The sequence below is a fragment of the Streptomyces sp. V4I2 genome (genome assembly GCF_030817655.1).
GTDB lineage: Bacteria > Actinomycetota > Actinomycetes > Streptomycetales > Streptomycetaceae > Streptomyces > Streptomyces plumbiresistens.
Genome location: NZ_JAUSZM010000003.1, coordinates 4,242,221 through 4,266,943 on the forward strand (window position 1 = coordinate 4,242,221; position 24,723 = coordinate 4,266,943).

Consider the following 24,723-nt stretch of genomic DNA (forward strand, 5'->3'; position numbering starts at 1 on the left):
CCGTACGCGCCGAACCTGACGGTTGTCGGCGACTGCGTCCAGGAGCCGAGCCCGGTCCCGCCCTCGTACGCCGGACCCTCCAGACGCAGCAGGGAGCCGTCACAGACGACGGCGTACTCGACCGGCGTGTCCGCCTTCGGGTTGTGCACCCATACCTGGGTGGGCTGTCGCAGTTCCGCCGGTGGATCTCATGTGGGTCCCTCGCCCAGCCACTCCCAGCCCCACCGCCTACGCGGCCTGCCGGTCGGTCAAGCCCTCGACGAACTGCAACACCAGCACCAACGCCAGCCGGCCCGGTGACCAGGCAGGCTCCCCCCGCGCCGGGAACAGGTCCGCGAACTCCACCTCGGTGAACAGTGGTCCCAGTTCGTCCCGGACCCGGATCGCCAGGCTCCCCTTCAGAACGCAGCCCGCGCCACCCGCACCGTCTCCGCCGGGATCTCCCCCGATCCCTTCGACTGCGTGACACCCGCACCCACCCCACACGGCAACGTCGGCCTTCAAGACCACCATCAGGTCTTGAAGGCCGACGTCACGCAGGGCCCGAATCAACCAACAGCGTCTGAGGGGTCAAACCGGGCCCCGGTCCTCAGTCTGCTGGAGCAGGCGGCTCAACCGCTCAGTCGAGGAGCGGCTCCGGAGCGATTCCGAGAATCAGGCACTCCAGCCCCGCCCGTTCCTCTGCGAAGCGGCTCAACGTGTCGACGACCTGGTAGAGCATGCCCTTCTCGTCGATGCCGAGAAAGCCTCCCCGGCCTTCGTCGAACTCGCCGACCGGAAAGATGCTCTCTCCACTCTCGTCGCTCCACTCAGCGAACCGTCCCTCCTCCCCAAGGCACAGCAGAGGGTCGAGGTCGAACGGCTGACGAGCCATCGAGATGCCGGTCCCCGAGTGCGGGAAGGACAGTCCACCGAACTCCGCGAGGAACCGGCGGGCCGCCTCGTGCATGGTGACCTCTCCGGAGGCCTCCAGACGGCTCTGCCACTCGCTGGTCGACACCCGCCTGCCAGGCCGCCATCCGGCGGCTGACAGGGCGCGCTCGATCTCTTCCGTCAGGTTCTCCATCTTCTCCGCCGTCCTCTGTCCGACCTGGAACCGTGCCTCATGATCTATTCCTCACCGGTCCCCCTCATGTCACGAAGTCGATGTCGAAGTGCTCCACCAAGGCAGCACAGCTGTTGCACGGGCCGATGGGCATTCCGTGCTTCTCGTGGTTCACGTCGTTGCGGATCGTCACCGCCGCGCCTCTGGCCCCGGTGGGACTCTTGCCGGCGAACAGCGCCTGCGACACACACACCACGAGTCCGCACTGACCGTGTCCCTTGCCCCTGGTGCCATGCGAGGCCATCGTGTTCAGCACGGCCTGCACGGCGGGGTGCACCCTCACCTTGGCACCGCGGATGCTGGTACTGGCCATGACCGTGCCGTCCGACAGCTGGATCCCTTCCGAGACAGCCGGCCGTTCCTTGTTCTTCTTGATCTGCGACGCCTCGTCCGCCACGGACTGCACCGCGTCCATGAGCGGGTCGGAATCACCGTCGTTCTCACCGCAATTGTGCACCAGCAGGGAGATGCCGCCCGCGTACACGTAGTACGTGTGCACGTCCTCGACGGTCAGGTCGTGCGTGCGCTGCCGCTTGTCGAACGCGCTGACGGCCGTAAGGGTGACCGGGCTGCCGTCCACCGTGTGCAGCCGCATGCCCGGCTCAAGGTCGCCGGCCTCGATCCAGGCCTGCTCGGAGTCCACCCAGAACGGATGAGTTGTGGTGGAGACCAGGTCTGACGTTCCAGACCCGTCCTCGACCGTCAGGTCGACGAAGTGCTTGTCGTCCTCGGTGACGATCGTGCCGACGACCTCACGGACCGTCGCGCCGCCCGTCTTCGGGTCGGTGACGGTGATCTTGTCGCCGAGCTTCACCTTCTCGATCGGCTTGGTCTTGCCGCCCGCCAACAGGACCTTCGTGCCCGGCAGGAAGCTGTGCTTCCCGCCGACCGGGCAGGAGGCTCCCTCCTCGTTCTTTTTCCGTTTCTTGAGGGCCTCGGCCGCCTTCTTCCTGGCTTCCTTGAGTTTGTCTCCCGCCCTGGCCAGCCCGGCCTGGGCCTTGCCCACGGCCTTGTTGGCCTTCCACAGGTCCTTGGCTCCGCCGATCAGATCACCGACCAGGCCGGTGACCCGCTTGGCGAGCTTGATGCCCTTGGCCCAGTTCCAGGGCGCCCCGTACTTGGCGAGGATCTTGCCCGCGAGGCCGCCCGCGAAGCTGCCGGCGATGTTGAGCAGGGTCTCGCCGCAGGCACCGACGTCACCGGTGGAGATGCAGTCCAGGGCCGCGTCGACACCGAGGATGTCGCGCGCGATCTTGACCAGGGCCTTACCCGCGGACTTGATGCGCTGCTTGGCAGCGGACTGCTGTCCCTGGGCCTGCGTGACGTTCCAGGACGCCTTGTCCTTGTCCGACTCCGCTTTCTCGACGTCGTTTTTCGGGAAGTACGGCTGGCCGCCGCGGCACTCGATCAGGCCCTCCCGGCACTCCGGGATGATCATGCCGCTGGGGTCGGCGTGCGTGACGGGGGAGTTGTTCGCGTACGCGTAGCCGTTGATCTGCTGCGGCTGCGTCACGTCGATGACTGGATCGGCTGATATGAACTTGCCGATTTGGGCGTCGTACTCCCGTGCTCCCAGGTGCGTGAGCCCTGTCGAGGAGTCGATCGTGCCGCCGACGAAGCCCTTCTCCCCCGGCCAGGTTCCGGTCTTCTCGCCGCGGTCGACACCATAGGGGTCGAAACGCCGCTGAGACAGCGTTCCGGTCGCGGCGTCGATGGCGAGTTCGCCTGTGCCGTGATGATCGGACCCGAGGAAGTAGACCTTGCCGGCGGTACGCACCGCGACGGTCTGGTCCAGGTAGGTGTAGTAGCGGGTAGCTTCCGTCTTCGTACCGTCGGCAGAGAGCTTCAGCTCGGTGCCGGGCAGGTAGAGGGTCGTGCCGGAGGAGTCCTTGCGCAGTACACGCGTGCCGGTCGGATCATAGAGGTAACTGGTCTTCGCACCGCTCGCCTCGGTGGTCTCCGTGAGCTGACCCGAGTCGTTCCAGAGCAGGGTCTGCGCGTTGCCGCCGATGGTGCGCTTGGTGGTGTTGCCCGCGTCGTCGTACTCGTACGACGACTGCTTGTCACCGGTCGGGGTCTTCTCGACGACCTTGGTGACCTGGTGCGGTCCATCGCCCAGGGCACCCGCGCCGCCGTACTCGTAGGTGCGGGTGATGTTCTTCGCCGCGTCCAGCCCTGTGTCGTGGTTGGTCTCGGAGACACGGTTGCCGATGGCGTCGGTCTCGTACGACTTCCAGTACGGGGCCGGTCCACCGAGGGCGCTCGACCCGGCGGCAGAGTCACAGGCTGTCGGGCCGGTGCCCTCCACCGGGATGGCGGAGCCGCGAGTGCCCATGCCGGCCGCGCTCGTCGCGGTCGCCGCCGGCGTCCAGGCGTCCTTCAGCCGCTGACGGGTGTCGTAGGCGAAGCACTGCACGTCCGGCGAGGCGGAGTTCGCGGTGTCCGCGATGGACAGGACGTTGCCGGCCTGGTCGTAGGAGTACCGGGAGTCCTTGGCCGGTGCGGTCCCGCCGTAGACGTCGACCACCGAGCGGGTCAGCCGGTTGGTGCCCTTCTCGTAGTTGTAGGTCTGCCAGACCTTCTTGCCGCTGCCCGTGGACAGCTCCATCTGCTGGACCTGGCTGGTCCCGGAGTAGACGGTGTTGGTGACGTAGGAGTCGCTGCCCGTCATCGTCATCGGCCGCTGGAGCGAGTCGTACGTGTAGGTGACCGCCTCCGCAGGCAGATCACCGATGGCGGGCAGGCCGCTGCTCTGGACCGAACCGTCCCGGTTGTACGACGTGGTGAAGACGTGCGTGCCGGCCAGTGACCCCTGCGAGGCGGGGATCTGGTAAGCGGTCTTCAGCGGCTGGTAGAAGTCGTCCACCGACTGGACCGCAACGGCGAAGTACTCCGTCGGCGAGACGTAGCTCAGGTAGCCGTAGGCCAGACCCAGCCAACCCGCCTTGTCGTACTTGGTCTCCGTCAGTTTGGTACCGGTGTTCGGGTCGCCCTGCCAGGTCGAGAGCACGCGGCCGAGGTTGTCGTAGACCGTGGAGGTCTTCTTGTTCCGGCCGTCGTAGGCGGCCACCGGGCGGTCCAACTCGTCGAACTCCGTACGCGAGGTGCCCGCGTCAGGGTCGACGGACTTGGTCTGGCGCCCCAGCTGGTCGTACTCGTACTGCCACACGTTGCCCTGGGAGTCCGTGACGGTCTCCAGCTGGCCGGCCACGGTGTACGTGTACTTGGTCGACTCATAGGGCACACCGACGTTGGGCGACGCTCCGCGGTAGTGCCGGATCTCCGACGTGTTGCCCTGGCCGTCCGTGACGGTCGTGGTCGGCACGCCGCCGACCGGCGGGTCGACATGGGTCAGCTCACCGTCGTACCGGGTCGTCGTGCGCCACTGCTCGCCGCCGCCGACGGCGAAGATCTGCGCGGTCGGCCGGCCCAGACCGTCGTACTCCATCAGGCTCTGCGCACCGACCTGGCCGCTGGACACAAGCAGCAGTTCGTCCGCGGCGGGGCCCGACGCGTTGTAGGTGGAGTTGGTCTTCTTGACGTTCCCGGTGCCGTCGTACCACGTGTCGGCGACCATCCGGGTGCCGTCAGGCCCTTCCGTCTGGATCTGACGGGACCGCAGCATGCTGTCGTAGAGCTGGTACTCGGCACCGTAGCTGCCGTCGTTCTCGATCTTCTCCGTCTTGATCGAGGTGACCTTGTCCTTGCGGACGTTGTAGGAGTACTTGATGCTCGGTGTCTGGGTCGAGACACGGTCCGGCAGCCACACAGACGTGAGCCGGCCCATGGCGTCGTACGCGAGGTCCGTCCGCTTGCCGTTGGGGTCGGTCTGACCCTTGGACATGCCCCAGGCGGGGGCGTAGTCGGTGGTGGTGACATGACCGGCGGCGTTGGTGACGGTGGTCTTCGTCAGCAGACCGTTGGTCTCGGTGTAGGCGGTCTTCGTCTCCTGCGTCGTGCCCTGCTGCTTGGCGTCCTTCTGGGACAGCGGGCGGCCGAAGGCGTCGTAGGTGGTGGTGCCGGTGACCTGGTACGTCGCCGTGGTGCCGTTGTGCGACGTCATCCGCTCGGTCTTGGTGGCGTCACCCTTGGTGGGTGCCGCGCCGAACGCTCCGCCGTCGTAGGAGGTGCGCTCGTCGGCCAGGACCTGGGTCTTGCGGTCGGGCGTCGTCGCACACTTCACGGACACCGACTCGCTGCGCGCGGGCAGGGCGAGCACGTTCTTCGCCGTGTTGTCCGCGTACGTGGTGCGGGTGCAGGTGTCGTCCTTGGTGCTGGAAACGTCACCCTGGTCGTCGACCGTCAGCACCCGGCCAGTGCCGTTGGACGTGTCGTACGTCGTGGTCGACTTCGTCTCCACCCAGGTGCCGTCGGACTGGAGGTTGAAGCCGCGGCCCGTCTGGGAGCGCACGATCACCGCGCGGGTGGTGCCCCAGCTCTGGGCCTGGGTGGCGGAGTAGTGCTTCCACGGGGTCTGGATGGACTTGGAGATCAGCTTGGCGCCGTCGTAGGTGGCGACCTCCAGCTGGTGACCCGTGAACTCCTCGTCGTCGGAGTACGACGCCCCGGTCGAGTCCTTCACCGTCACCGAACGCGCGTTGCCCGCCGCGTCCTTGTCGCCGTCCATGCCCTGCATGAACGTGTAGTCGACGCGCGTCTTCTGCACGTCGGCCGTGCCGCTGGTGACCTTCACCTTGCCGTAGCCCTGCCAGCCGCCCCAGGTGAGGTACTTGGCGTCGGTGATGCCGTCCGGCTTCGCCTTACGCCAGGCCGCGTCGCCCTGGTAGTCGTAGCGGGTGACCATGCCGTCGCTGCCGCCGGTGCGGTCGGTCTCGATGACCGCCGAGACGACGTACTTGTGGAACCAGTCGGTGATCGGCTCCAGGTAGCCCGGCGGGGCCCACTTCACGGGGTAGCAGCGCTTGGTCGACTCGCCCGGCGTGGGCAGCGTGGCCTTGGTGCAGTCGGTGGGCGCGTAGTTGACGTCGAGCTGGGCGCCGGTCTCGCTGAGGACCATCGAGAGGCGGAAGCGGTGGAACGGCGCGATGTTGTCGCCGATCGCGTCGACGCGGTTGGCGAGCTGCTCGCCGAACAGGTCGACGGAGGGCAGCTTGATCGCCGTACCGGCGCGGCCCTCGTGCTCGATCTTCGACAGCCACAACGTCTTGGAGTCGTCACCGTTGTCGGTGAACAGGTGCGTCAGCGTCCAGGCGTCCACGTCCTGGTAGGCCGTGGCGTCCTTACGCATCTGCGTGACGACCGAGGTCAGCCGCTTGGTGGTGAAGAACGTCTGCACCGGCGAGGTGCACTTCGTGCTCGCCTTGCACTCCTGGTCGACCGGGACGTCGGGCCAGTGAGCGGCGTTCGCCTTGGTGCGCTTGCTCTCCGCGCAGTCGAAGTCGGCGGTGGGCAGGCAGCGTTCGGCGGTGTTGAACACGATCCGGGCCGGCGCCTTGGCCGCGTAGACCTGGCCATCGCGCTGACCGTAGTCGATGCGCTTGAGGTAGCCGCCGCGGTGGTACGCGGTGCCGTTGACGTCCGTCTTCGCGTTGAGCGCGTAGTAGTTGGTCTCGCGGTCGTAGAAGTAGGACATCACGTTGCCGTGGCTGTCCTTGACGTAGTCGAGGCTCCAGCGCCAGGCCTGCCGGCAGTGTGCGCTGGTGAAGGTGGCGTTGTAGCAGGGCTCGCCGGAGTCGTCGCCGAAGACCGGGGCGGTCCAGGTCGAGTTGGTCTCCTCGTTGCCCGTGGCCCAGCCCGGAAGGCGGTTCTGGCCGAAGTAGTACTCGGTGCCGTCCGAGGTGGTGATGCGCCAGTACTCACCGTCGTTGTCGCCGTTGGTGGCACCGGTCAGCTTCTCGACCTTGCTGCCGTCGTCGGACGACATGTGCCACTTGCCGGTGGTGTCGTCCTTGACCAGCTCGCCGGCGGAGCCGTTGAGCATGACCGTGGCGTTCTCGAACGCCCAGCACTGCTCACCGGAGTTGTCGTGGCCGTCGTCGGCACACGGCTTGTAGCGGCGCTCGATGTAACCCGGGTCGTAGGAGAAGCCCTCGCCGATCCAGGAGCCCTGGTTGTTCGTCGCCGAGGTGCGGCCGTCCGCCGACTGGGACGAGTAGCCGAGGCCGACGGTCGGCGTGAGGCCACCCGGGGTCGGCACCGAGCGGAATGGGTAGTTCCAGTTGAACGCGCCGGAGGAGGTGGCGACACTCCAGCTCGACGAGGGGGCGAGGGCAGTGGCCTTGTAGGTGCCCTGGGCGCTGGAGGGGCCTGCCGCGACGGCGACCAGGGAGGTCGCCTCGCCCGCCATCGTGGACACGCCCTCGGCCGGGGCCGGAGCCGCGGTCACGTCGGCGGAGACGGTGCCCGACTTCAGATCGTTGACCGTGGGCAGCACCTTGGGCTGCTGCGGGCACTCCTTGCTGCCGGGCACGGCGACCGTGGCGCAGGAAGGAAGCTGGACCAGCTGGAGACGCGAGGCGTAGGAGCCGCCGAAGCCCTCGGCGAACTCCGAATAGTCCACGGTCAGACGGACCTTGGCCGCCTTGTCCGCACCGTCCGCACGTTCCACGCCCAGCAGGACGCCGGCGCCGAGCTGTGCGGCCCGCTTCGGGTCGAGGACGTCGACGCGGACCTTGCCCGCCGCCGTCGCCGCCCTGGCCCTCGCCTTGCCGACCTTGACCGGCAGACCGCCGGCCTCACTCGCGGCGGCCGCGCCGACGGCTATCTCGGCGCCGCCCCGCTTCGGCCACACCGCCTTGTCGAGGCCCTTGACCGCGGCCTTGCGCGCCGGGTCGGAGGGGCGGGACTTCGCTTTGGCGTCGGATCCCTTGGCGGGATCCCCGTCGTCCTGGACACCGGGGCGGCTGGTGCGGCCCCGGTCACCGTCGTCGAGCGCCACTGCCTGGACCGACGACGCGGACAGCGCGAGCGAAAGCCCGATCACTGTGGCGACGACCGTCTGTCTGGGCATGCGGCGGCTCAGTGAGCGGCCACGGAAGAACATCCGGCAACTCCCTGATCGTAGGGGGAAGGTCATGACAGGAAGGTCATGACAGGAAAGTCATGAAGAGAGAGGGAACGAACGCGGACAGGACAGGTGTGCCGGGCCCTTACGGACCCGGCACACCTCAGAGATGACGCCCTGTCACATGTCGGGCACGGCCGTCAGCGCGGCCATCTGCTGCACCGCGATCGGGTCGGCCGCGCCGCTGTACACGCGGACCTCGTCGATGGCGCCGGCGAAGTACTCGCTCGCCCCGCGCAGCGAACGGCCCACCTGGAGACCGCCGGTGGCGGGCCACAGGGTGTTGTCCGTGCCGTAGGCGCCGGCGACGAGCTGGCCCTCGACGTACAGGCGGACCGAGTTGGCGAAGGCGTCGTAGACGACCGCCAGGTGCTGGCCGGAGCCGCCGGTGTCGGGCAGTTCCTGGTCGTCGGTGAAGGTGACGACCTCAGGGGCGGCCACGTCGGTCTTCGCCACGGCCAGCTCCCACTGGCCGGTGGCGGCCTGGTAGCGGACCTGAACGCGGTTGGCGTTGGTGCCCGGCAGGGCCAGCACCGTCTGCGACTTCTCCGGGTCCAGCGAGGTGAGCTGGGCGCGGGCGGTCACGGTGAAGCTGCTGTTGCCGGTGACCGGGGCAGTGGCGGTGGACGCGTAGTCACCGTCGCCGTCCAGGACGAGGTTGCCGTCGCCGACCAGGGCGGCGGTGTCGAACAGCGGGTCGGCCGGGCGGTAGATGGAGGCGTTGCCCGCGAGGGTCAGCGCCTGGCCGCCGCCGGTCTCGGTCACCGAGCCGTTGGTGGCCTGGTCCAGCTGCCAGTAGCCCTTGCGTTCCGGCTTGATGGTCATCAGCTCGGCGACCTGGGCCGCCGGCAGGAGACGGTCGAAGACGCGGATCTCGGCGAGGTCGCCGACGAAGTTGTCGCGGTAGCCGCTCTTGGCCGTCGAGCGGCCGATCTGCAGCGGGCCGTACGACTTCCACGTGGAGCGCCGGGCGGCCGAACCCTTCAGGTCCTTGTTGATGTAGAGCTGGAGCTGCGGGCCGCCGGTCTTCTGCGCGTCGTACACGCCGGTCAGCAGGACCCACTGGTCCTTGACCACGGAGATGCCGGTGGAGACGGCCTTCCACTCGCCGAGCGAGTCCACGTCGTTGACCGGGACGGAGAACTTCCAGGTCTTCGCGGTGGCGTCGTAGCCGAGGGTGAAGCCGGGCTCGCCGGTGCCGTCCTGGCTGACGACCGTCATGTCCTTGTCGAGGGCCGTGGGCCGCACCCAGGCGCTGACGCTGAAGCTCCTGGCGGTGTCCAGCACGGTCTCGCTGGCGTCGAGGTAGGAATCGGCGCTGCCGTCGAAGCGGGCCGCCTTGTCGACCTTGCCGCCGGGGCCGTCCGCGCCGAAGGTGACGGCGGTGCCGGCGGTCGCCGAGAACTCGCCGCTCTCGTCGTGGGCCTCGGTGTCACCGGTCTGGTCGGCGAGGTTCCACTGGGCGACGACCGGCCTGCCCTCGGTCACCAGGAAGTCGTACGGCGTGCTGCTGGCGTGGGCCGCCTTGTCGATGGCGACCACTTCCAGCACCTGGCGCCCGGAACGGGTCGGCAGCCACTGGACGGAGACCGAACCGCCCGGTGAGGACGGGGTGAGGGTGGTCATCGCCGCGCCGTTGAAGGAGTACTGGTACTTGACGACGTCGTTGTCCGGGATGGCGTCGTTCGGGTTCGGCGAGAAGGTGAAGGTGCCGTAGGTGCCCACGCCGTCGTGGTAGACGGTGTCGGACGGGTACTGCTTGGACAGCACCAGCGGCTTGCCGGGCCAGGTCTTGTCGTAGGTGAACTCGCAGCGCTGCGGGGTGTCGCCGTCCGAGCTCCACGGGCCGTAGCCGTCACCGTCGTAGGCCCGCGCGCTCCAGTAGATGGGGGTGCCCTGCGGGATCGACGACTTCACGGTGTGCACGAATTTGGTGCCGGTCGTCGGGGAGAGCCAGTCCGGGCTGGTGTACGTGTACGAGCCGGGTGTGGTTCCGCCCCACTCGACCTTGAACTGGACCTTCACCTTGTCGGTCTGGCCGTTGGCGTGGTCGGGGTCGCTCGCGATGGCCTGGAGCTTCGGCGGCACGTCGGTGGTGGCACGGCCCGTGCCCCACTTGCACACGCCGCCGGGGTCGGTGGACATGTCCGAGATCTTGATCTGCCGGGGCAGGTTGTTGTACTTGATCGACAGATACGCGTTGCCGCAGATCCGCTTCCACTCCGCGAAGCGGGACTCGTCGGCCGCGCGCAGGCCCAGCGTCATCGCGTTCCAGCCGCCCGCGGCGGCCGTCTTGATCTCGCTGGTCAGCTCGCCGGTCGAACCGCTCTCGAAGTGCAGGTTGGCCTGGCTGGAGCAGGAGGTCGGGGAGATCGCCTTGTCGACGGTCTGGAGATAGTCGTCCCAGTCGTCCGAGGTGTTGGACCAGTTGCTGGACGAGGTGAGGCTGTAGTTCGCGCCGCCGATCCGGTAGAGCTGGATGGGCTCGGCGGTCGGGGAGGCGCTGTAGATGTGCTCGACGCGGGCGGAGAAGGTCGCGCCGAGGATCTGCTTCCCCTTGTAGAAGGACAGCGGCATCGTGAACATCACGCGCCGGGAGCCGACGCCGTTGCAGGAGACCGGGTTGTAGTCGGTCGGGCACTTGCCGACGCCCGCGCTGCCCGAGTACTTCCAGTCCTGCTCGCCGGGGATGCCGGACATGACGCCGGTCCAGGCGGTGCGCGAGGTGGTGCGCTGGATCGGGTCGATGACGACCGGGAAGACGGTGTCCTCGCCCTTCAGGAGCTTCTGGTCCGGGACGAGGCTCAGCTTGTCCTTGCCGACCTCGACGCCCAGCGGGGCGACGCGCCCGCCGCCGCCGGGACCGTCGAGGGCGGGCTCGGGGGCCGCCTCCGGTCCGGGGGCGGCGGCGCTCGTGTCGGCCGCGCCCGCCGTCGCCGACTTCAGCGCCTTCGCGACCGCCGTCGGCCCCTGCTTGCGCGCGGCGTTCTCCTCGACAGCGGCGGAGTCCCACATGGTGGGCTTGCCGGCCTGGAAGACGGTGCCGCCGACGACGGCGTCCTCCGCGAGGATCGCGCCGGTGGCATCCTCGGCGACCTTCAGACCGTCGGTGGTCATGCCGAGGTCGAGCCGGGCCAGCCGGGGATCGGCCGCGGCCTCGGGCGTCTTGACGACGATCAGATGGCCGAAGCCGTCCGCCTCCGCCCGTACGGTCAGGTCGACGCCGGGCAGGACCTCGGCGTAGGTGGCGGTGTCGCCGTCGACGCTGGGCGCGGGCAGCTTGCCGTACGGCCAGGTCAGGGCGAGTTCGCGGCCCGCACGCCGCATGGTGACGAAGGGCTTGCCCGCCTGTCCGGCGGAGAAGGCCAGGTCGACGGTGGCGGCCTTCGGCCCCCAGGTGCCGTCGGCGCGCTTGACGAGCGCCGGGTCGACGGAGACCCACTTGCCGCCCTGGACGGTGCGGACGGGCTCGGTGTACTCGCGGGCGGTGAAGGTGCCGTCGGGCTCGGCGAAGATCTCCCTGCGCTCGGTGCGCAGTCCGACCACCTCGGCCCGCTTGCCGCTGTCCTTCGCGGAGGCCATGGCCTGCTGCTCGGTGACCAGCGGCTGGTCGGCCGCGGCCGGGACGGGGCTCTGGTCCGGTCCCCCGGCACCGTTCGGGAGCGTCGCGGCGCCGGCCACCACGGCGCCGGTGACGGCTGCCGCGACAGCGGCGCGCAGCACGAGGCCGCGCCGTATCGGTCTGGGTCTGTCTGCGGACACGCGTCCACACTCCCGTCGGTTCATGTCTGTCTGGGAAGTCGGGAAGTCGAGAGGCCAAAGGCACCGGGCCGTCACCACGAAGGGGAGGCCTGCCTCCGGAAGCCGTGCCTGGCACGGCTGTGAGGGTGAGGTGGTCACGCGCCGGCCGGCCGTTCCGAGGCCGGCCGGCCACCGCGCGGGCGTCGTCAGCGGACGATCGCCCCGAAAGCCACACCGGTCGCCGGGAGACCGCCCTCACCGGGCTTGATCGTCACCGTCGGCGCGCCGCCGGAGGCCACGTTCCACGGGAAGCCGTGGACCCCGCGGGTCTCGGCGGGGCCGTAGGGCATGCCGACGTACAGCACCGAGGGGGTGGCGGCCAGGGAGAGGCCGGCGAGCTGGCGCAAGGCGGGAGCGCCCGGCACGCCGTAGCCGGGGTCGATCCACTGGTCGGAGGCGCCGGGCGCGCCGACCAGCGGGACGATCTGGACGCCGCCCTTCTCCGCGTACTCCTCGGACGACTCCTCGCCCGGCACGCCGATGGCGAGGCGGGTGGTGGTGGCCGTGGAGGTGGCGTTCGGCGAGGTGTTGACGGCGGCGAGCTGCTTGCCGAAGAAGTCGCCGGCCTCGGACTCCTGGCCCATGTCGGCGACGTTCTGGTCGATCCAGGCGGTCTCGGTGAACGTGCCGTTGGCTGCGAGCTTGAACACCTGGACGGCGCCCGCGTCGACGGTGGTCACCAGGTCCTCGCCGGGCACGCCGACCACGAGCAGCGACTCGGTGGTGGAGGTGGCGCCGGAGGCCCGGTACGGCACCATGGCGAGCGCGGCGCCGAACTGGTCGTCCACCTCGGGGGCGCCGGTGATCACGTCCTGGTCCTGGCCGAGGCCGCCGAGCGGCTTCGGGGAGTTCGAGGTGAGCGCGTGGCTGAAGAAGGCGACGCCGCCGGCGAAGGGGACGGTGCCGAGCGCTTCGCCGGGGGTGCCGACCGCGAAGTGGGTCGGGGTCGCGGCGATGGTGGTGCCGAAGCGGTCGTCCTGCTCGGCGATGCCCGACACGGCGCCCGCGGTCTCGGTGTCCTGGTGGACGAAGGCCACGGTCTGCGCGGTGCCGCCGACGTAGTAGAAGCCGCCCGCGTCCTCGAGGGTGCCGATGGACTCGCCGGGAGTGCCGATCAGCAGATACGGCGCGCCGGCCGAGGTCTTGCCCGCGGCGAGGGAGTAGCCGACCCAGTCGTCGGTCTCGGTTCCGCCGCCCAGGGGCTTGTCGGTGCCCTGGTAGAACTCCTTCACCGGCTTGGTGCCGGCGTTCAGCCCGCTCGTGGAGCCGTGGATGAGTTGCACGACCCCGGCGTCGGGCACGGTGCCCATGTCCTCGTACGGCGTGCCGACCACGAGGTCGCTGCATCCGTCGAGGTCGGCGTCGTACACGGCCAGCGCGTGGCCGTACCGGTCGTTGGCCTCGGGTGCGCCGGGGATGTTGTCGAGCGCCTGCGAGAAGGAGAGGGTGCCCTTGCCGCCGCCGTACACGACGTGCACCACCCCCGCCTTCTGCACGCCGTCGACGCTTGCCTCCGGGTCGGCGATCGCCGTGTCCCTGACGCCGTCGCCGTTGAAGTCCGAATCGGTCCCCGACGGGCACGCGACGGCGGCCGCGGCGGGCGTACCGCCGGATGCGCCCGCCAAGGCCAGCAGTGCCCCTGCCAGAACAGTGGCAGCACTACGCCGCCATGCTTTCCCCACCCTTGTCACCTATGCCCCGTACATAAAGAGAATCTAAAAAGGTCAAGGGATCATGGCTCCACTTGAGGTGCACATGCAACACACCTCCCACACCTCAGTGGGTGACAAGCGTCACACTGGTCACACGCGGGCAACTTCCCCCTGCACTGACCTGGAGACCCTCGGCACCGGGGTGGTCATCTCACAGGCGTAGACAGGTCAGCCATCTTCACATTCTCTACGGCGCCTTCCAACACGTCGCTGAGCGGCGGCAGTTACATCTCGGACGTCCCCTACCTGGACGCACAACGCCATCGGCGACATCCTGTCGATCGCCGACACCCCGACCGGTCGCACGAGTGACGTCCAGCGGTTCACGTACGACGGCCTGCGCCGGCTGACCGACACGTGGACGTCATCGGTGACCTCCGGCGGGGCGTCAGGCACGGGAGCCTCGGAGAGCGCCTACTCCTCCGCTGCGTCGTCCTCGACGGTCGGGGAAGTGTCCCCGTTCGACGACTGCGACGAGCACGACCCCGCAGATGACGTCCAAGGACACCTACACCTACGACGTGTCCGGCAACACCAAGACACGTGTCCCCGGAGGCGACACCCAGTCGCTGAACTGCGACAAGCAGGGCGAACTGACGACGGTCACGAATGTCGACGGCACGGTGACGGCGACCCGCTACTACTCCTTCGGCGGCTCGACGGTCGCGATGCGGACGGCGTCCACTTCCTGGCGTCGGACCATCAGGGCACGGCGGAACTGGCGGTCGACGCGACCACGGGCGAGACGACCCCAGCAGCACGTGCGCGGACATCGACTGCCCGACCCGGCCGTGCCCCCTGCGCGAGAACACCACCCCCGGTCACGAACCGTCTTGAGTGAGGTTCGCAGCGCGACCCTGATGCGTCGGAGTCGGAACGGGCCGGAGCCGGGCCTGACGGCCTGACCCTCACAGCGCGCCGGTGGCTCCCGCCGGCACCATCGTCACCCGTAGGTTCGGCGGGCCGATGGGCTGAAGGCGCGGGCGCTGTGCGGGAGTTCACCGGCGCCCCCCAACAGGCCCCGTTCCACCGCCCCTTGGCAGCCGTGACCCGCATCACAGAATGCGCAAGCATCCCTCCCCGCGAGCCGGGAACAGGTACCGGGTGCCCGCTGGACAGAATAGAAGGTTAGGCTAACCTAAGCCTGATTCCAGCCACCCGCAGGCGCGGACCCCCAGTGGCCCCCGTACGCACGAAAGCAGACCCATCCCATGTCGAACGCCAGAACCGCCAACTTCTCCCGCCGCGGGCTGCTCGCCACCGGTGGCGCGCTCGGCCTCGGCGCCTTCCTGGCCGCGTGCGGCGACAGCGACTCGGAGAGCAGCGGCTCGGACTCGACGGCGTCCGCCAAGGCCTCCGGCCCCTGGAGCTTCAAGGACGACCGCGGCACGACCGTGAAGCTGGACAAGGCCCCCGCGAACATCGTCGCGTTCACCGGTGTCGCCGCCGCCCTCTTCGACTACGGCATCTCGGTCAAGGGCGTGTTCGGCCCGACCAAGACCTCGGACGGCAAGGCCGACGTCCAGGCCGGCGACATGGACATCAGCAAGCTCACCGTCCTCGGCAACGCCTGGGACCAGTTCAACGTCGAGAAGTACGCGGCCCTCGCGCCCGACGTGCTGATCTCCACGATGTTCGACGACGCCGGCACGCTCTGGTACGTCCCCGAGGCGTCGAAGGACAAGATCGCCCAGCTGGCCCCGAGCGTCGGCATCTCCGTCTACGACCGCCAGCTCACCGCGCCGCTGCAGCGCATGTGGGAGCTCGCCGAGTCGCTGGGCGCCGACATGAAGGCCGCGGCGGTCGCCGACTCCAAGAAGACGTTCGAGGAGGCCGCCACCCGCCTGCGCGCGGCCGCCAAGGCCAAGCCCGACATCAAGGTGATGGCCGGTTCCGCCAGCGCGGAACTGTTCTACGTCTCCGGCACCAACCTCTCCATCGACCTGGAGTACTTCAAGGCCCTCGGCGTGAACTTCGTCGAGCCGCCGGAGAGCGCCAAGAAGGTCGGCGGCGGCTGGTTCGAGTCGCTGAGCTGGGAGAACGTCGACAAGTACAAGGCCGACATCATCATGATGGACGACCGTTCCTCGACCATCCAGCCGGCCGACATCACCGAGGCCACCTGGAAGCAGCTGCCCGCCGTCAAGGCCGGCCAGATCATCGCGCGCTCCCCCGAGCCGATCCTGTCCTACGCCAAGTGCACCCCGCTGCTCACCAGCCTCGCCGAGGCGCTGGAGAAGGCCAAGAAGGTCAGCTGACCCTTGCGCGCGGGCCGGCCGACTCCAAGCGGTCCGGCCCGCCCCGCACCTGACCCGACCACATCTTCCTGACTCTCAGGAGAACAAGAGTGAGTACCGCCGTGGCCGCCCCGTTCCGTTTCTTCTCCCTCCAGGTCGTACGGACGAGGCGGCTCGGCCCGTCCCTGGTCCGGGTCACCTTCGACGGCCCCGACCTCCGCGACTTCCACTCCGACGGACAGGACCAGTCCCTGTCGCTGTTCATCCCGCACCCCGGCCAGAGCGAGCCTCAGGTGCCGATCGAGCTGGGTGAGGGCTGGTGGCAGGGCTGGCGCGAACTCCCGGAGGACGTACGGGCGGTGATGCGCTCGTACACGCTCCGCTCCCTGCGCCGGGACGCCGACGGCCACACGGCCGAGATCGACATCGAATTCGTGCTGCACGGCGTCGAGACGGACGCGGCCATCGAAGCGGGCCCCGCCTCCCGGTGGGCCGCGGGTGCCGCGGCCGGCGACAAGGTCGTGCTGCTGGGCCCGGCGGTCGCGGACAACCGGGCGATCCGCTTCCGGCCGCCCGAGGACACCGACCTGGTGGTGATCTGGGGTGACGAGACCGCCGTACCGGCCGCCCGCTCCATCGTCGAGTCGCTGCCGGCCGGCACCCCCGCCCGGGTCTGGCTGGAGGTCCCGCACGCCGGTGACATCCAGGACGTGGTGACGGAGGCGGACGCCGAGATCACCTGGCTGGTGCAGGAGGAGAAGGCCGCCCAGAGTCCGCCCCTGGCGCTCAGCGCCCTCCGCGACACCCAACTCCCGCCCGCCGAGCACCCGTACGTCTGGATCGCGGGCGAGTCCGGGTGTGTGAAGTCGCTGCGCCGGCACTTCGTGCGCGAGCGCGAGTTCGACCGCCGAAGAGTCACCTTCGTCGGTTACTGGCGGCAGGGCCTGACCGAGGAGCAGCTGCGCGAGCAGGAGTGACGCTCGGCGGTGGACTCCCGTAGGACCCCAACCGGCTGACGCCAGGCCTGTGTTCAGAGTGACGGCAGTCACGGAAGGGGCTGGGTTTCACTCAAGTTAATTAGGTTAGGCTAACCTAAGTTAAAGCCGAGGCTCCGCCCCGCTCCCCAGCCCACGGACTGTCCCCACCGGAGGACCCGCACATGCGCTCGCACCTGCTCAACGACACGACCGCGGAGCACTACCGCCGCTCCGTGACCGAAGGAATAGAGCGGGTGGCGGCCAAACTCGCCACCACCTCCCGTCCGTTCACCGGCGTCACCGTCGACGCCCTCTCCCCCCGCATCGAAGAGATCGACCTCGACGAGCCGCTGTACGACACCGCGGCGGTGCTCGACGAGCTGGAGGACGTCTACCTCCGGGACGCGATCTACTTCCACCACCCCCGCTACCTCGCCCACCTCAACTGCCCGGTCGTCATCCCGGCCGTGGTCGGCGAGGCGGTTCTGTCCGCCGTCAACTCCTCCCTGGACACCTGGGACCAGTCGGCCGGCGGCACCCTCATCGAGCGCAAGCTCATCGACTGGACCACCGCCCGCATCGGCCTCGGCGAGAACGCCGACGGCGTCTTCACCTCCGGCGGCACCCAGTCCAACCTCCAGGCGCTGCTCCTCGCCCGCGAGGAGGCCAAGACGGACACGGCAGCCAAACTGCGCATCTTCGCCTCCGAGGTCAGCCACTTCAGCGTGAAGAAGTCCGCGAAGCTCCTCGGACTCGGCCAGGACGCCGTGGTCTCCGTCCCCGTCGGCGCCGACAAGCGCATGCAGACCGTCGCGCTCGCCCGTGAGCTGGAGCGCTGCAAGCAGGACGGCCTCGTCCCCATGGCCGTCGTCGCCACCGCCGGCACCACCGACTTCGGCTCCATCGACCCGCTGCCCGAGATCGCCGAGCTGTGCGAGCAGTACGGCGTGTGGATGCACGTCGACGCCGCGTACGGCTGCGGGCTGCTCGCCTCGGTCAAGTACCGCGACCGCATCGACGGCATCGAGCGCGCCGACTCGGTCACCGTCGACTACCACAAGTCCTTCTTCCAGCCGGTCAGTTCGTCCGCCGTGCTGGTCCGGGACGCGAGCACCCTGCGCCACGCCACCTACCACGCGGAGTACCTCAACCCGCGCCGCATGGTGCAGGAACGTATCCCCAACCAGGTGGACAAGTCCCTGCAGACCACCCGCCGCTTCGACGCGCTCAAGCTGTGGATGACGCTGCGCGTGATGGGCGCCGACGGCATCGGGCAGCTCTTCGACGAGGTCTGCGATCTCGCGGTCGAAGGCTGGCAGCTCCTTGCCGCCGACCCGCGTTTCGACGTGGTGGTCGAGCCGACCCTCTCCACCCTCGTCTTCCGCTACATCCCGGCCGCCGTCACCGACCCGGCCGAGATCGACCGCGCCAACCTGTACGCCCGCAAGGCCCTGTTCGCCTCCGGCGACGCGGTGGTCGCGGGCACCAAGGTGGGCGGTCGGCACTACCTGAAGTTCACCCTGCTCAACCCCGAGACGACGACCGACGACATGGCCGCCGTACTCGATCTGATCGCCGGCCACGCCGAGCAGTACCTGGGAGAGTCCCTTGACCGCGCTTCCTGAATCCGCCCGCAGTTACGACTTCGTGGGGATCGGGCTCGGCCCGTTCAACCTCGGCCTGGCGTGCCTCACCGAGCCCATCGACCAGCTCGACGGCCTCTTCCTCGACTCGAAGCCCGACTTCGAGTGGCACGCCGGCATGTTCCTGGACGGCGCCCACCTCCAGACCCCGTTCATGTCGGACCTGGTCACCCTCGCCGACCCGACCTCGCCGTACTCCTTCCTCAACTACCTGAAGGAGAAGGGCCGGCTGTACTCGTTCTACATCCGCGAGAACTTCTACCCCCTGCGGGTCGAGTACGACGACTACTGCCGCTGGGCCGCGAACAAGCTGAGCTGCGTCCGCTTCAACACGACGGTCGAGGAAGTGACGTACGACGAGGGGGCCGAGCTGTACGTCGTGAAGACCACGGCCGGCGAGACCTTCCGCGCCCGCCGCCTGGTCCTCGGCACCGGCACCCCGCCCCACATCCCCGAGGCCTGCCAGGGTCTGGGCGGCGACTTCGTGCACAACTCCCGGTACCTGCGGCACAAGGAGGAGTTGCAGAAGAAGGAGTCGATCACCCTCGTCGGCTCCGGCCAGTCCGCCGCCGAGATCTACTACGACCTGCTCAGCGAGATCGACGTCCACGGCTACCGGCTGAACTGGGTCACCCGCTCACCGCGCTTCTTCCCGCTGGAGTACACGAAACTCACGCTGGAGATGACCTCCCCGGAGTACATCGACTACTTCCACGCGCTGCCGGAGGACACCCGCTACCGCCTCACGGCCGAGCAGAAGGGCCTGTTCAAGGGCATCGACGGCGACCTGATCAACGAGATCTTCGACCTGCTCTACCAGAAGAACCTCGGCGGTCCGGTGCCCACGCGGCTGCTCACCAACTCCTCGCTGAACAGCGCGACGTACGAGAACGGCACGTACACGCTGGGACTGCGCCAGGAGGAGCAGGGGAAGGACTACGAGCTGGCCTCCCAGGGCCTGGTGCTGGCCACCGGCTACAAGTACGCCGAACCGGAGTTCCTCAAGCCGGTCCGCGACCGGCTGTGCTACGACTCGCGGGGCAACTACGACATCGCCCGCAACTACGCGATCGACGTGACGGGCAGAGGCGTCTTCCTGCAGAACGCCGGCGTCCACACGCACAGCATCACCAGCCCCGACCTGGGCATGGGCGCGTACCGCAACAGCTCCATCATCCGTGAGCTGCTCGGCAGCGAGTACTACCCGGTCGAGAAGACGATCGCCTTCCAGGAGTTCGCAGTATGAACACCACCACCACTGACCTGGGCACCTTGACGCTCCGCCCCCTCGATCCGCTCAAGGACGCCGAGCTCGTGCACTCCTGGGTCACCCACCCCAAGGCGGCCTTCTGGATGATGCAGGACGCCAAACTGGAGGACGTCGAGCGCGCGTACATGGAGATCGCCGCCGACGAGCACTGGCACGCCCTGCTGGGCCTGCACGACGGCGTGCCCGCGTTCCTGATGGAGAAGTACGACCCCGCCCACCACGAGCTGGTCGGCCTGTACGAGCCCCAGCCCGGCGACGTCGGCATGCACTTCCTGGTCGCCCCCACCGACCGGCCCGTGCACGGGTTCACCCGCGCGGTCATCACGGCCGTGATGGCGCACCTCTTCGAGGACCCGGGCACCGTCCGGGTCGTCGTCGAACCGGACGTGTCCAACAAGGCCGTCCACGCCCTGAACGAAGCCGTCGGGTTCGTGCCCGACCGCGAGATACAGAAGCCGGAGAAGAAGGCGTTGTTGAGCTTCTGCACCCGGGAGCGCTTCTTGAACAGGCACAGCCGTGCGACTACGGCGGTGACGGCATGACCCTCGCCGACGCCGTGGCCCACCTCTCCCCCGAGCGCTGGGAGACGGCCAACCGCCAGCTGGTCCGCAAGGCCCTGGCCGAGTTCGCGCACGAGCGGCTGCTCACGCCGGAGAAGGACGGCGACGAGTACGTCGTCCGCGGCGACGACGGCCTGACCCGCTACCGCTTCACCGCCACCCGCCGCGCCCTGGACCACTGGCAGGTGGACGCCGACTCGATCACCCGCACCCGGGACGGCAACCAACTCCCGCTCGCCGCCCTGGACTTCTTCATCGAGCTGAAGAACACCCTGGGTCTGAGCGACCGGATCCTGCCGGTCTACCTGGAGGAGATCTCCTCCACCCTCTCCGGCACCTGCTTCAAACTCACCAAGCCGCAGATCCCGGTCGCCGAGCTGGTGAAGAGCGACTTCCAGGCCATCGAGACCGGCATGACCGAGGGCCACCCCTGCTTCGTCGCCAACAACGGACGGCTCGGCTTCGGCATCCACGAGTACCTGTCGTACGCCCCCGAGACCGCGAGCCCGGTCCGCCTGGTCTGGCTGGCCGCGCACCGCTCGCGGGCGGCGTTCACGGCGGGGGTCGGCATCGAGTACGAGTCGTTCGTGCGGGACGAGTTGGGCGCCCAGACGGTCGAGCGCTTCAACGGGCAGCTCACCGACCAGGGGCTCGACCCGGCCGACTACCTCCTCATCCCCGTCCACCCCTGGCAGTGGTGGAACAAGCTCACCGTCACCTTCGCCGCCGAGGTCGCCCGCGGCCACCTCGTGTGCCTGGGCGAGGGCGACGACGAGTACCTGGCCCAGCAGTCCATCCGGACCTTCTTCAACACGTCGAACCCCGAGAAGCACTACGTGAAGACGGCCCTGTCCGTCCTCAACATGGGCTTCATGCGCGGGCTGTCGGCCGCCTACATGGAGGCGACCCCGGCGATCAACGACTGGCTCGCCCAGCTCATCGAGGGCGACCCGGTGCTGAAGGCGACGGGCCTCACGATCATCCGCGAGCGGGCGGCCGTGGGCTACCGGCACCTGGAGTACGAGCAGGCGACGGACCGCTACTCGCCGTACCGCAAAATGCTCGCCGCGCTGTGGCGGGAGAGCCCGGTGTCCTCCCTCCAGGACGGCGAGTCCCTCGCGACCATGGCCTCCCTCGTCCATGTGGACCACGAGGGCGCCTCCTTCGCGGGCGCGCTGATCGAGCGGTCCGGGCTGACGCCGACGGAGTGGCTGCGCCGCTACCTGCGGGCGTACTTCACCCCGCTGCTGCACAGCTTCTACGCCTACGACCTGGTGTTCATGCCGCACGGCGAGAACGTCATCCTGGTCCTGAAGGACGGCGTGGTCCAGCGCGCGATCTACAAGGACATCGCCGAGGAGATCGCCGTCATGGACCCGGACGCGGTGCTGCCGCCGACGGTCGAGCGGCTGCGCGTCGAGGTCCCCGAGGACAAGAAGCTCCTGTCGATCTTCACGGACGTCTTCGACTGCTTCTTCCGCTTCCTCGCCGCGAACCTCGCCGCCGAGGGGATCCTGGAGGAGGACGACTTCTGGCGCACGGTCGCCGAGGTGACCCGCGACTACCAGCACTCGGTGCCCGAACTCGCCGACAAGTTCAAGCGGTACGACATGTTCGCCCCCGAGTTCGCGCTGTCCTGCCTCAACCGCCTCCAGCTGCGCAACAACGAGCAGATGGTGGACCTCTCGGACCCGGCCGGCGCCCTCCAGCTGATCGGCAACCTGGAGAACCCGATCGCGGGCCTGTAGCCATCGCACCGCCCCCCACAGACAGACGGGCACCTCGGAGTACGGTCCTCCGAGGTGCCCGTCGCCGTGCCCGCCGTCGTGCCCGCCGTCGTGCCCGTACTACCCGGCGGGCCAGGGGACCTGCGGCGCCCGGTAGTACCCGATCCCCAGCGCGTCCCACCGCGGCCCCTGCGCGGCGAGCCGCACCTTGTAGCCGTCCCAGTCGTGCGTGGCCGCCGGCGACCAGCCGAGCTCGGCGGCGCCCGCGAGCCGCGGGAAGGCCATGTACTCGATGTGCGCGCCGGTCTCGATCGTCTCGGTCCACAGCGGCGCCTCGACGCCCCGCACGGCCTCGGGCGGCGCCCCCGGCAGATAGCTGCCCGGATCCCAGTCGTACGACCGCTTCACGTCGACGTAGCCCGCCCAGGACAGCCCCAGCGGGGTGTTCGCGTCGTACTTCATGTCGAGGTAGATCCGGTCGGCCGGGGACAGGATCAGCCCGGTCCCGTTCTGCGCGGCCTTGGCGACCTGCGCCTTCTCCGCCGCGCTCGTCGAGTCCAGGCCCCAGTACTGGGCGAGCGCCCCCTTGACCGGGGTCGCGCCGGTCAGCTGGTGCCAGCCGACGACCGTCTTGCCGTACTCGGCGACGCTCGGCTGCACCCGGTCCATGAACTTGACGTAGTCCTCGTGGCTGGTGGAGTGCGCCTCGTCGCCGCCGATGTGGAGGTGGCGGCCGGGTGTGAGGGCGGCCAGCTCCCGGATGACGTCGTCCACGAAGTCGTACGTGATCTCCTTCTCCACGCACAGCGAGCTGAAGCCGACCTCGGTGCCGGTGTAGAGCGGGGGTGCGACGCCGTCGCAGGTGAGGTCGGCGTAGGAGGCGAGGGCCGCGTTGGTGTGGCCCGGCATGTCTATCTCGGGGACGACCTCCAGGTAGCGGGAGGCGGCGTGGCCGACGATCTCCTGGTAGTCGGCCTTGGTGTAATAACCGCCGGGGCCGCCGCCGACCTGGGTGGAGCCGCCGTACGTCGCCAGGCGGGGCCAGGAGTCGATGGCTATGCGCCAGCCCTGGTCGTCGCTGAGGTGCAGATGCAGCTTGTTGACCTTGTAGAGGGCCAACTGGTCGATGTACCGCTTGACTTGGTCGACGGTGAAGAAGTGCCGGGAGACGTCGAGCATCGCGCCGCGCCAGCCGTAGCGCGGGCTGTCCGTGACGGTGCCGCCCGCGACCAGCCACGGGCCGGACTGGACGGAGTCCTTCTCGACGGCCGCCGGGAGCAGCTGGCGCAGGGTCTGCACCCCGTGGAAGAGCCCGGCGGGCTTGGCCGCCGTGATGGTGACGCCCTTGCCGCCGCTGTCGAGGCGATAGCCCTCGGCGCCGAAGGGGCCCTTGGCCAGCCTGAGTCGGATGCCGCCCTTGCCGTGCGTGGTCACCGGCAGGCGGTAGCCGGTCGAGGGGCGCAGGACGTCCGCGAGGTAGGCGCCGATGCGGCGGGCCTCGCGGGAGTCGTCGACGCGGATGTGTGTGTCGCGGGTGAGGCGGTACGGCGATCCGCCCGGGGTGACCGACGCGGGGGCCGGGACGATCCGGTCGAGCGGAACCGCGTTCTGCGCGGTGGGAGTCGGGGTAGCGCCGACGGCGGAGACACTCGCCGCCGCGACGAGCAGCAACGAGCCGAGAAGGCGGGTCGTTCTGTGGTGCTGTCTCACCTACGGTCCCTTCCTTGAGCCCGGACAGGTATGGACCAACTCTCCCTCAGAACCAATGAAACAATCCCCTCATGGCGGAAATCCTCCAGAAGGACGGCACTTGGGTCTTCGACGGCGACGCCCTGCGACTGACGCCGGGAAGAGACAAGAACGTCAGCCTGCTTCGCAAGGCCCTGGGCGAACTCGTCGTCCCACTGGGCGCGTTGGCGGGCGTCTCGTTCGAGCACGGGAAGAAGACCGGCCGGCTCAGGCTGCGCCTGCGCGACGGCTCCGACCCGCTGCTGCACGCCACCGGCGGCCGGCTCGCCGAGCCCCACGACCCGTACCAGCTGGTCGTCGAGTCCGACCGGTACGGCGTCGCCGAGTACTTCGTGGACGAGGTCCGCAACGCCCTGCTCCTGGACCAGGTTCCGGCCGACCCGGTCGAGGCCTACCTGCTGCCGGGCCCGGCCGTGCCGCTCTCCGTCTCCGCCGGGGACGGCACCGCGAGCTTCGACGGCGAGCAGATCCGCCTGGAGTGGAACTGGAAGACCGAGGACGCCAAGGCCGCCGCCGGTACCCGCACGCTCGCGCTCACCGACCTCACCGCCGTGGAGTGGTATCCGGCGGCCGGCCTGGAGAACGGCCACCTCCGGTTCACCGTGAAGAACGCCCCGACCAAGGCCCCGCCCAAGTACGACCCCAACTCCGTGGAACTGTGGGGCTTCAAGAAGGACCCGCTGATGGCCCTGGTCGCGGCGGCCGTCCAGGCCCGGCTCCCGCATCCGGCGACCGCCTCCAAGGACGTACGGCCGCCGGAACCCCAGGCCCTCGCCGCGCCCGCGACCGCCGCCGAGGACAGCCACGACGCCCTGCTGCGACGCCTGCGCGAGCTCGGCGAGCTGCACCGCACGGGCGTGCTGACGGACGAGGAGTTCACGCTGGCCAAGCAGGCGATCCTCAAACGGATGCGGTGAG

At 69.0% G+C, this 24,723-nt stretch carries 13 protein-coding genes and 1 pseudogene; 8 read left to right on the plus strand and 6 right to left on the minus strand.

All coding sequences use genetic code 11. The features are described 5' to 3' along the window. Nucleotides 1–231: 231 nt before the first annotated feature. The 5 genes and pseudogenes from QFZ76_RS20015 to QFZ76_RS20035 form a co-directional block, all read right to left on the minus strand. Nucleotides 232–469: pseudogene (locus tag QFZ76_RS20015) on the minus strand (IS5/IS1182 family transposase); the annotation flags it as partial. Nucleotides 470–619: 150 nt separating this feature from the next. Beyond that, nucleotides 620–1,066 carry an SUKH-3 domain-containing protein gene (locus tag QFZ76_RS20020; protein ID WP_307675026.1) on the minus strand — a complete coding sequence of 149 codons (447 nt, stop codon included), beginning with the start codon at nt 1,064–1,066 and terminating at the stop codon, nt 620–622. Between the two features lie 64 nt (nt 1,067–1,130). After that, nucleotides 1,131–8,075 carry a polymorphic toxin-type HINT domain-containing protein gene (locus tag QFZ76_RS20025; RefSeq protein ID WP_307675027.1) on the minus strand — a complete coding sequence of 2,315 codons (6,945 nt, stop codon included), beginning with the start codon at nt 8,073–8,075 and terminating at the stop codon, nt 1,131–1,133. Nucleotides 8,076–8,249: 174 nt separating this feature from the next. Further along, entirely contained in the window at nt 8,250–11,891 is a 3,642-nt protein-coding gene (locus QFZ76_RS20030; protein ID WP_307675028.1) for a LamG domain-containing protein, read from the minus strand. Between the two features lie 185 nt (nt 11,892–12,076). Beyond that, on the minus strand, nt 12,077–13,555 hold the full coding sequence (locus QFZ76_RS20035; protein WP_307675029.1) for a VCBS repeat-containing protein: 1,479 nt from the start codon (nt 13,553–13,555) through the stop codon (nt 12,077–12,079). Nucleotides 13,556–14,133: 578 nt separating this feature from the next. Between QFZ76_RS20035 and QFZ76_RS20040 the strand changes: the two genes are divergently transcribed. The 7 genes from QFZ76_RS20040 (at nt 14,134) to QFZ76_RS20070 (ending at nt 22,077) form a co-directional block, all read left to right on the plus strand. Next, nucleotides 14,134–14,547: a hypothetical protein gene (locus QFZ76_RS20040; protein WP_307675030.1), complete on the plus strand. Its 414-nt coding sequence runs from the start codon at nt 14,134–14,136 to the stop codon at nt 14,545–14,547. 306 nt (nt 14,548–14,853) lie between these two features. After that, nucleotides 14,854–15,900: an ABC transporter substrate-binding protein gene (locus QFZ76_RS20045; RefSeq protein WP_307675031.1), complete on the plus strand. Its 1,047-nt coding sequence runs from the start codon at nt 14,854–14,856 to the stop codon at nt 15,898–15,900. Nucleotides 15,901–15,989: 89 nt separating this feature from the next. Continuing rightward, entirely contained in the window at nt 15,990–16,856 is an 867-nt protein-coding gene (locus tag QFZ76_RS20050) for a siderophore-interacting protein (protein ID WP_307675032.1), read from the plus strand. Nucleotides 16,857–17,038: 182 nt separating this feature from the next. After that, nucleotides 17,039–18,481, plus strand: a complete 1,443-nt coding sequence (gene desA / locus QFZ76_RS20055) for a lysine decarboxylase DesA (RefSeq protein ID WP_307675033.1) — start codon at nt 17,039–17,041, stop codon at nt 18,479–18,481. Continuing rightward, nucleotides 18,465–19,745 carry a lysine N(6)-hydroxylase/L-ornithine N(5)-oxygenase family protein gene (locus QFZ76_RS20060; protein WP_307675034.1) on the plus strand — a complete coding sequence of 427 codons (1,281 nt, stop codon included), beginning with the start codon at nt 18,465–18,467 and terminating at the stop codon, nt 19,743–19,745. The genes desA and QFZ76_RS20060 overlap by 17 nt, the downstream gene beginning before the upstream one ends. Next, nucleotides 19,742–20,311, plus strand: coding sequence for a GNAT family N-acetyltransferase (locus QFZ76_RS20065; protein WP_307675035.1), 570 nt, complete (start codon nt 19,742–19,744; stop codon nt 20,309–20,311). Before QFZ76_RS20060 ends, QFZ76_RS20065 begins: the two co-directional genes overlap by 4 nt. Then, nucleotides 20,308–22,077: an IucA/IucC family siderophore biosynthesis protein gene (locus QFZ76_RS20070; RefSeq protein ID WP_307675036.1), complete on the plus strand. Its 1,770-nt coding sequence runs from the start codon at nt 20,308–20,310 to the stop codon at nt 22,075–22,077. Before QFZ76_RS20065 ends, QFZ76_RS20070 begins: the two co-directional genes overlap by 4 nt. 99 nt (nt 22,078–22,176) lie before the next feature. Here QFZ76_RS20070 and QFZ76_RS20075 read toward each other — a convergent pair whose 3' ends face one another. Next, nucleotides 22,177–23,766, minus strand: coding sequence for a beta-N-acetylhexosaminidase (locus QFZ76_RS20075; protein WP_307675037.1), 1,590 nt, complete (start codon nt 23,764–23,766; stop codon nt 22,177–22,179). 71 nt (nt 23,767–23,837) lie between these two features. Between QFZ76_RS20075 and QFZ76_RS20080 the strand changes: the two genes are divergently transcribed. Continuing rightward, entirely contained in the window at nt 23,838–24,722 is an 885-nt protein-coding gene (locus QFZ76_RS20080) for a DUF4429 domain-containing protein (protein ID WP_307675038.1), read from the plus strand. Nucleotide 24,723 lies beyond the last annotated feature (1 nt).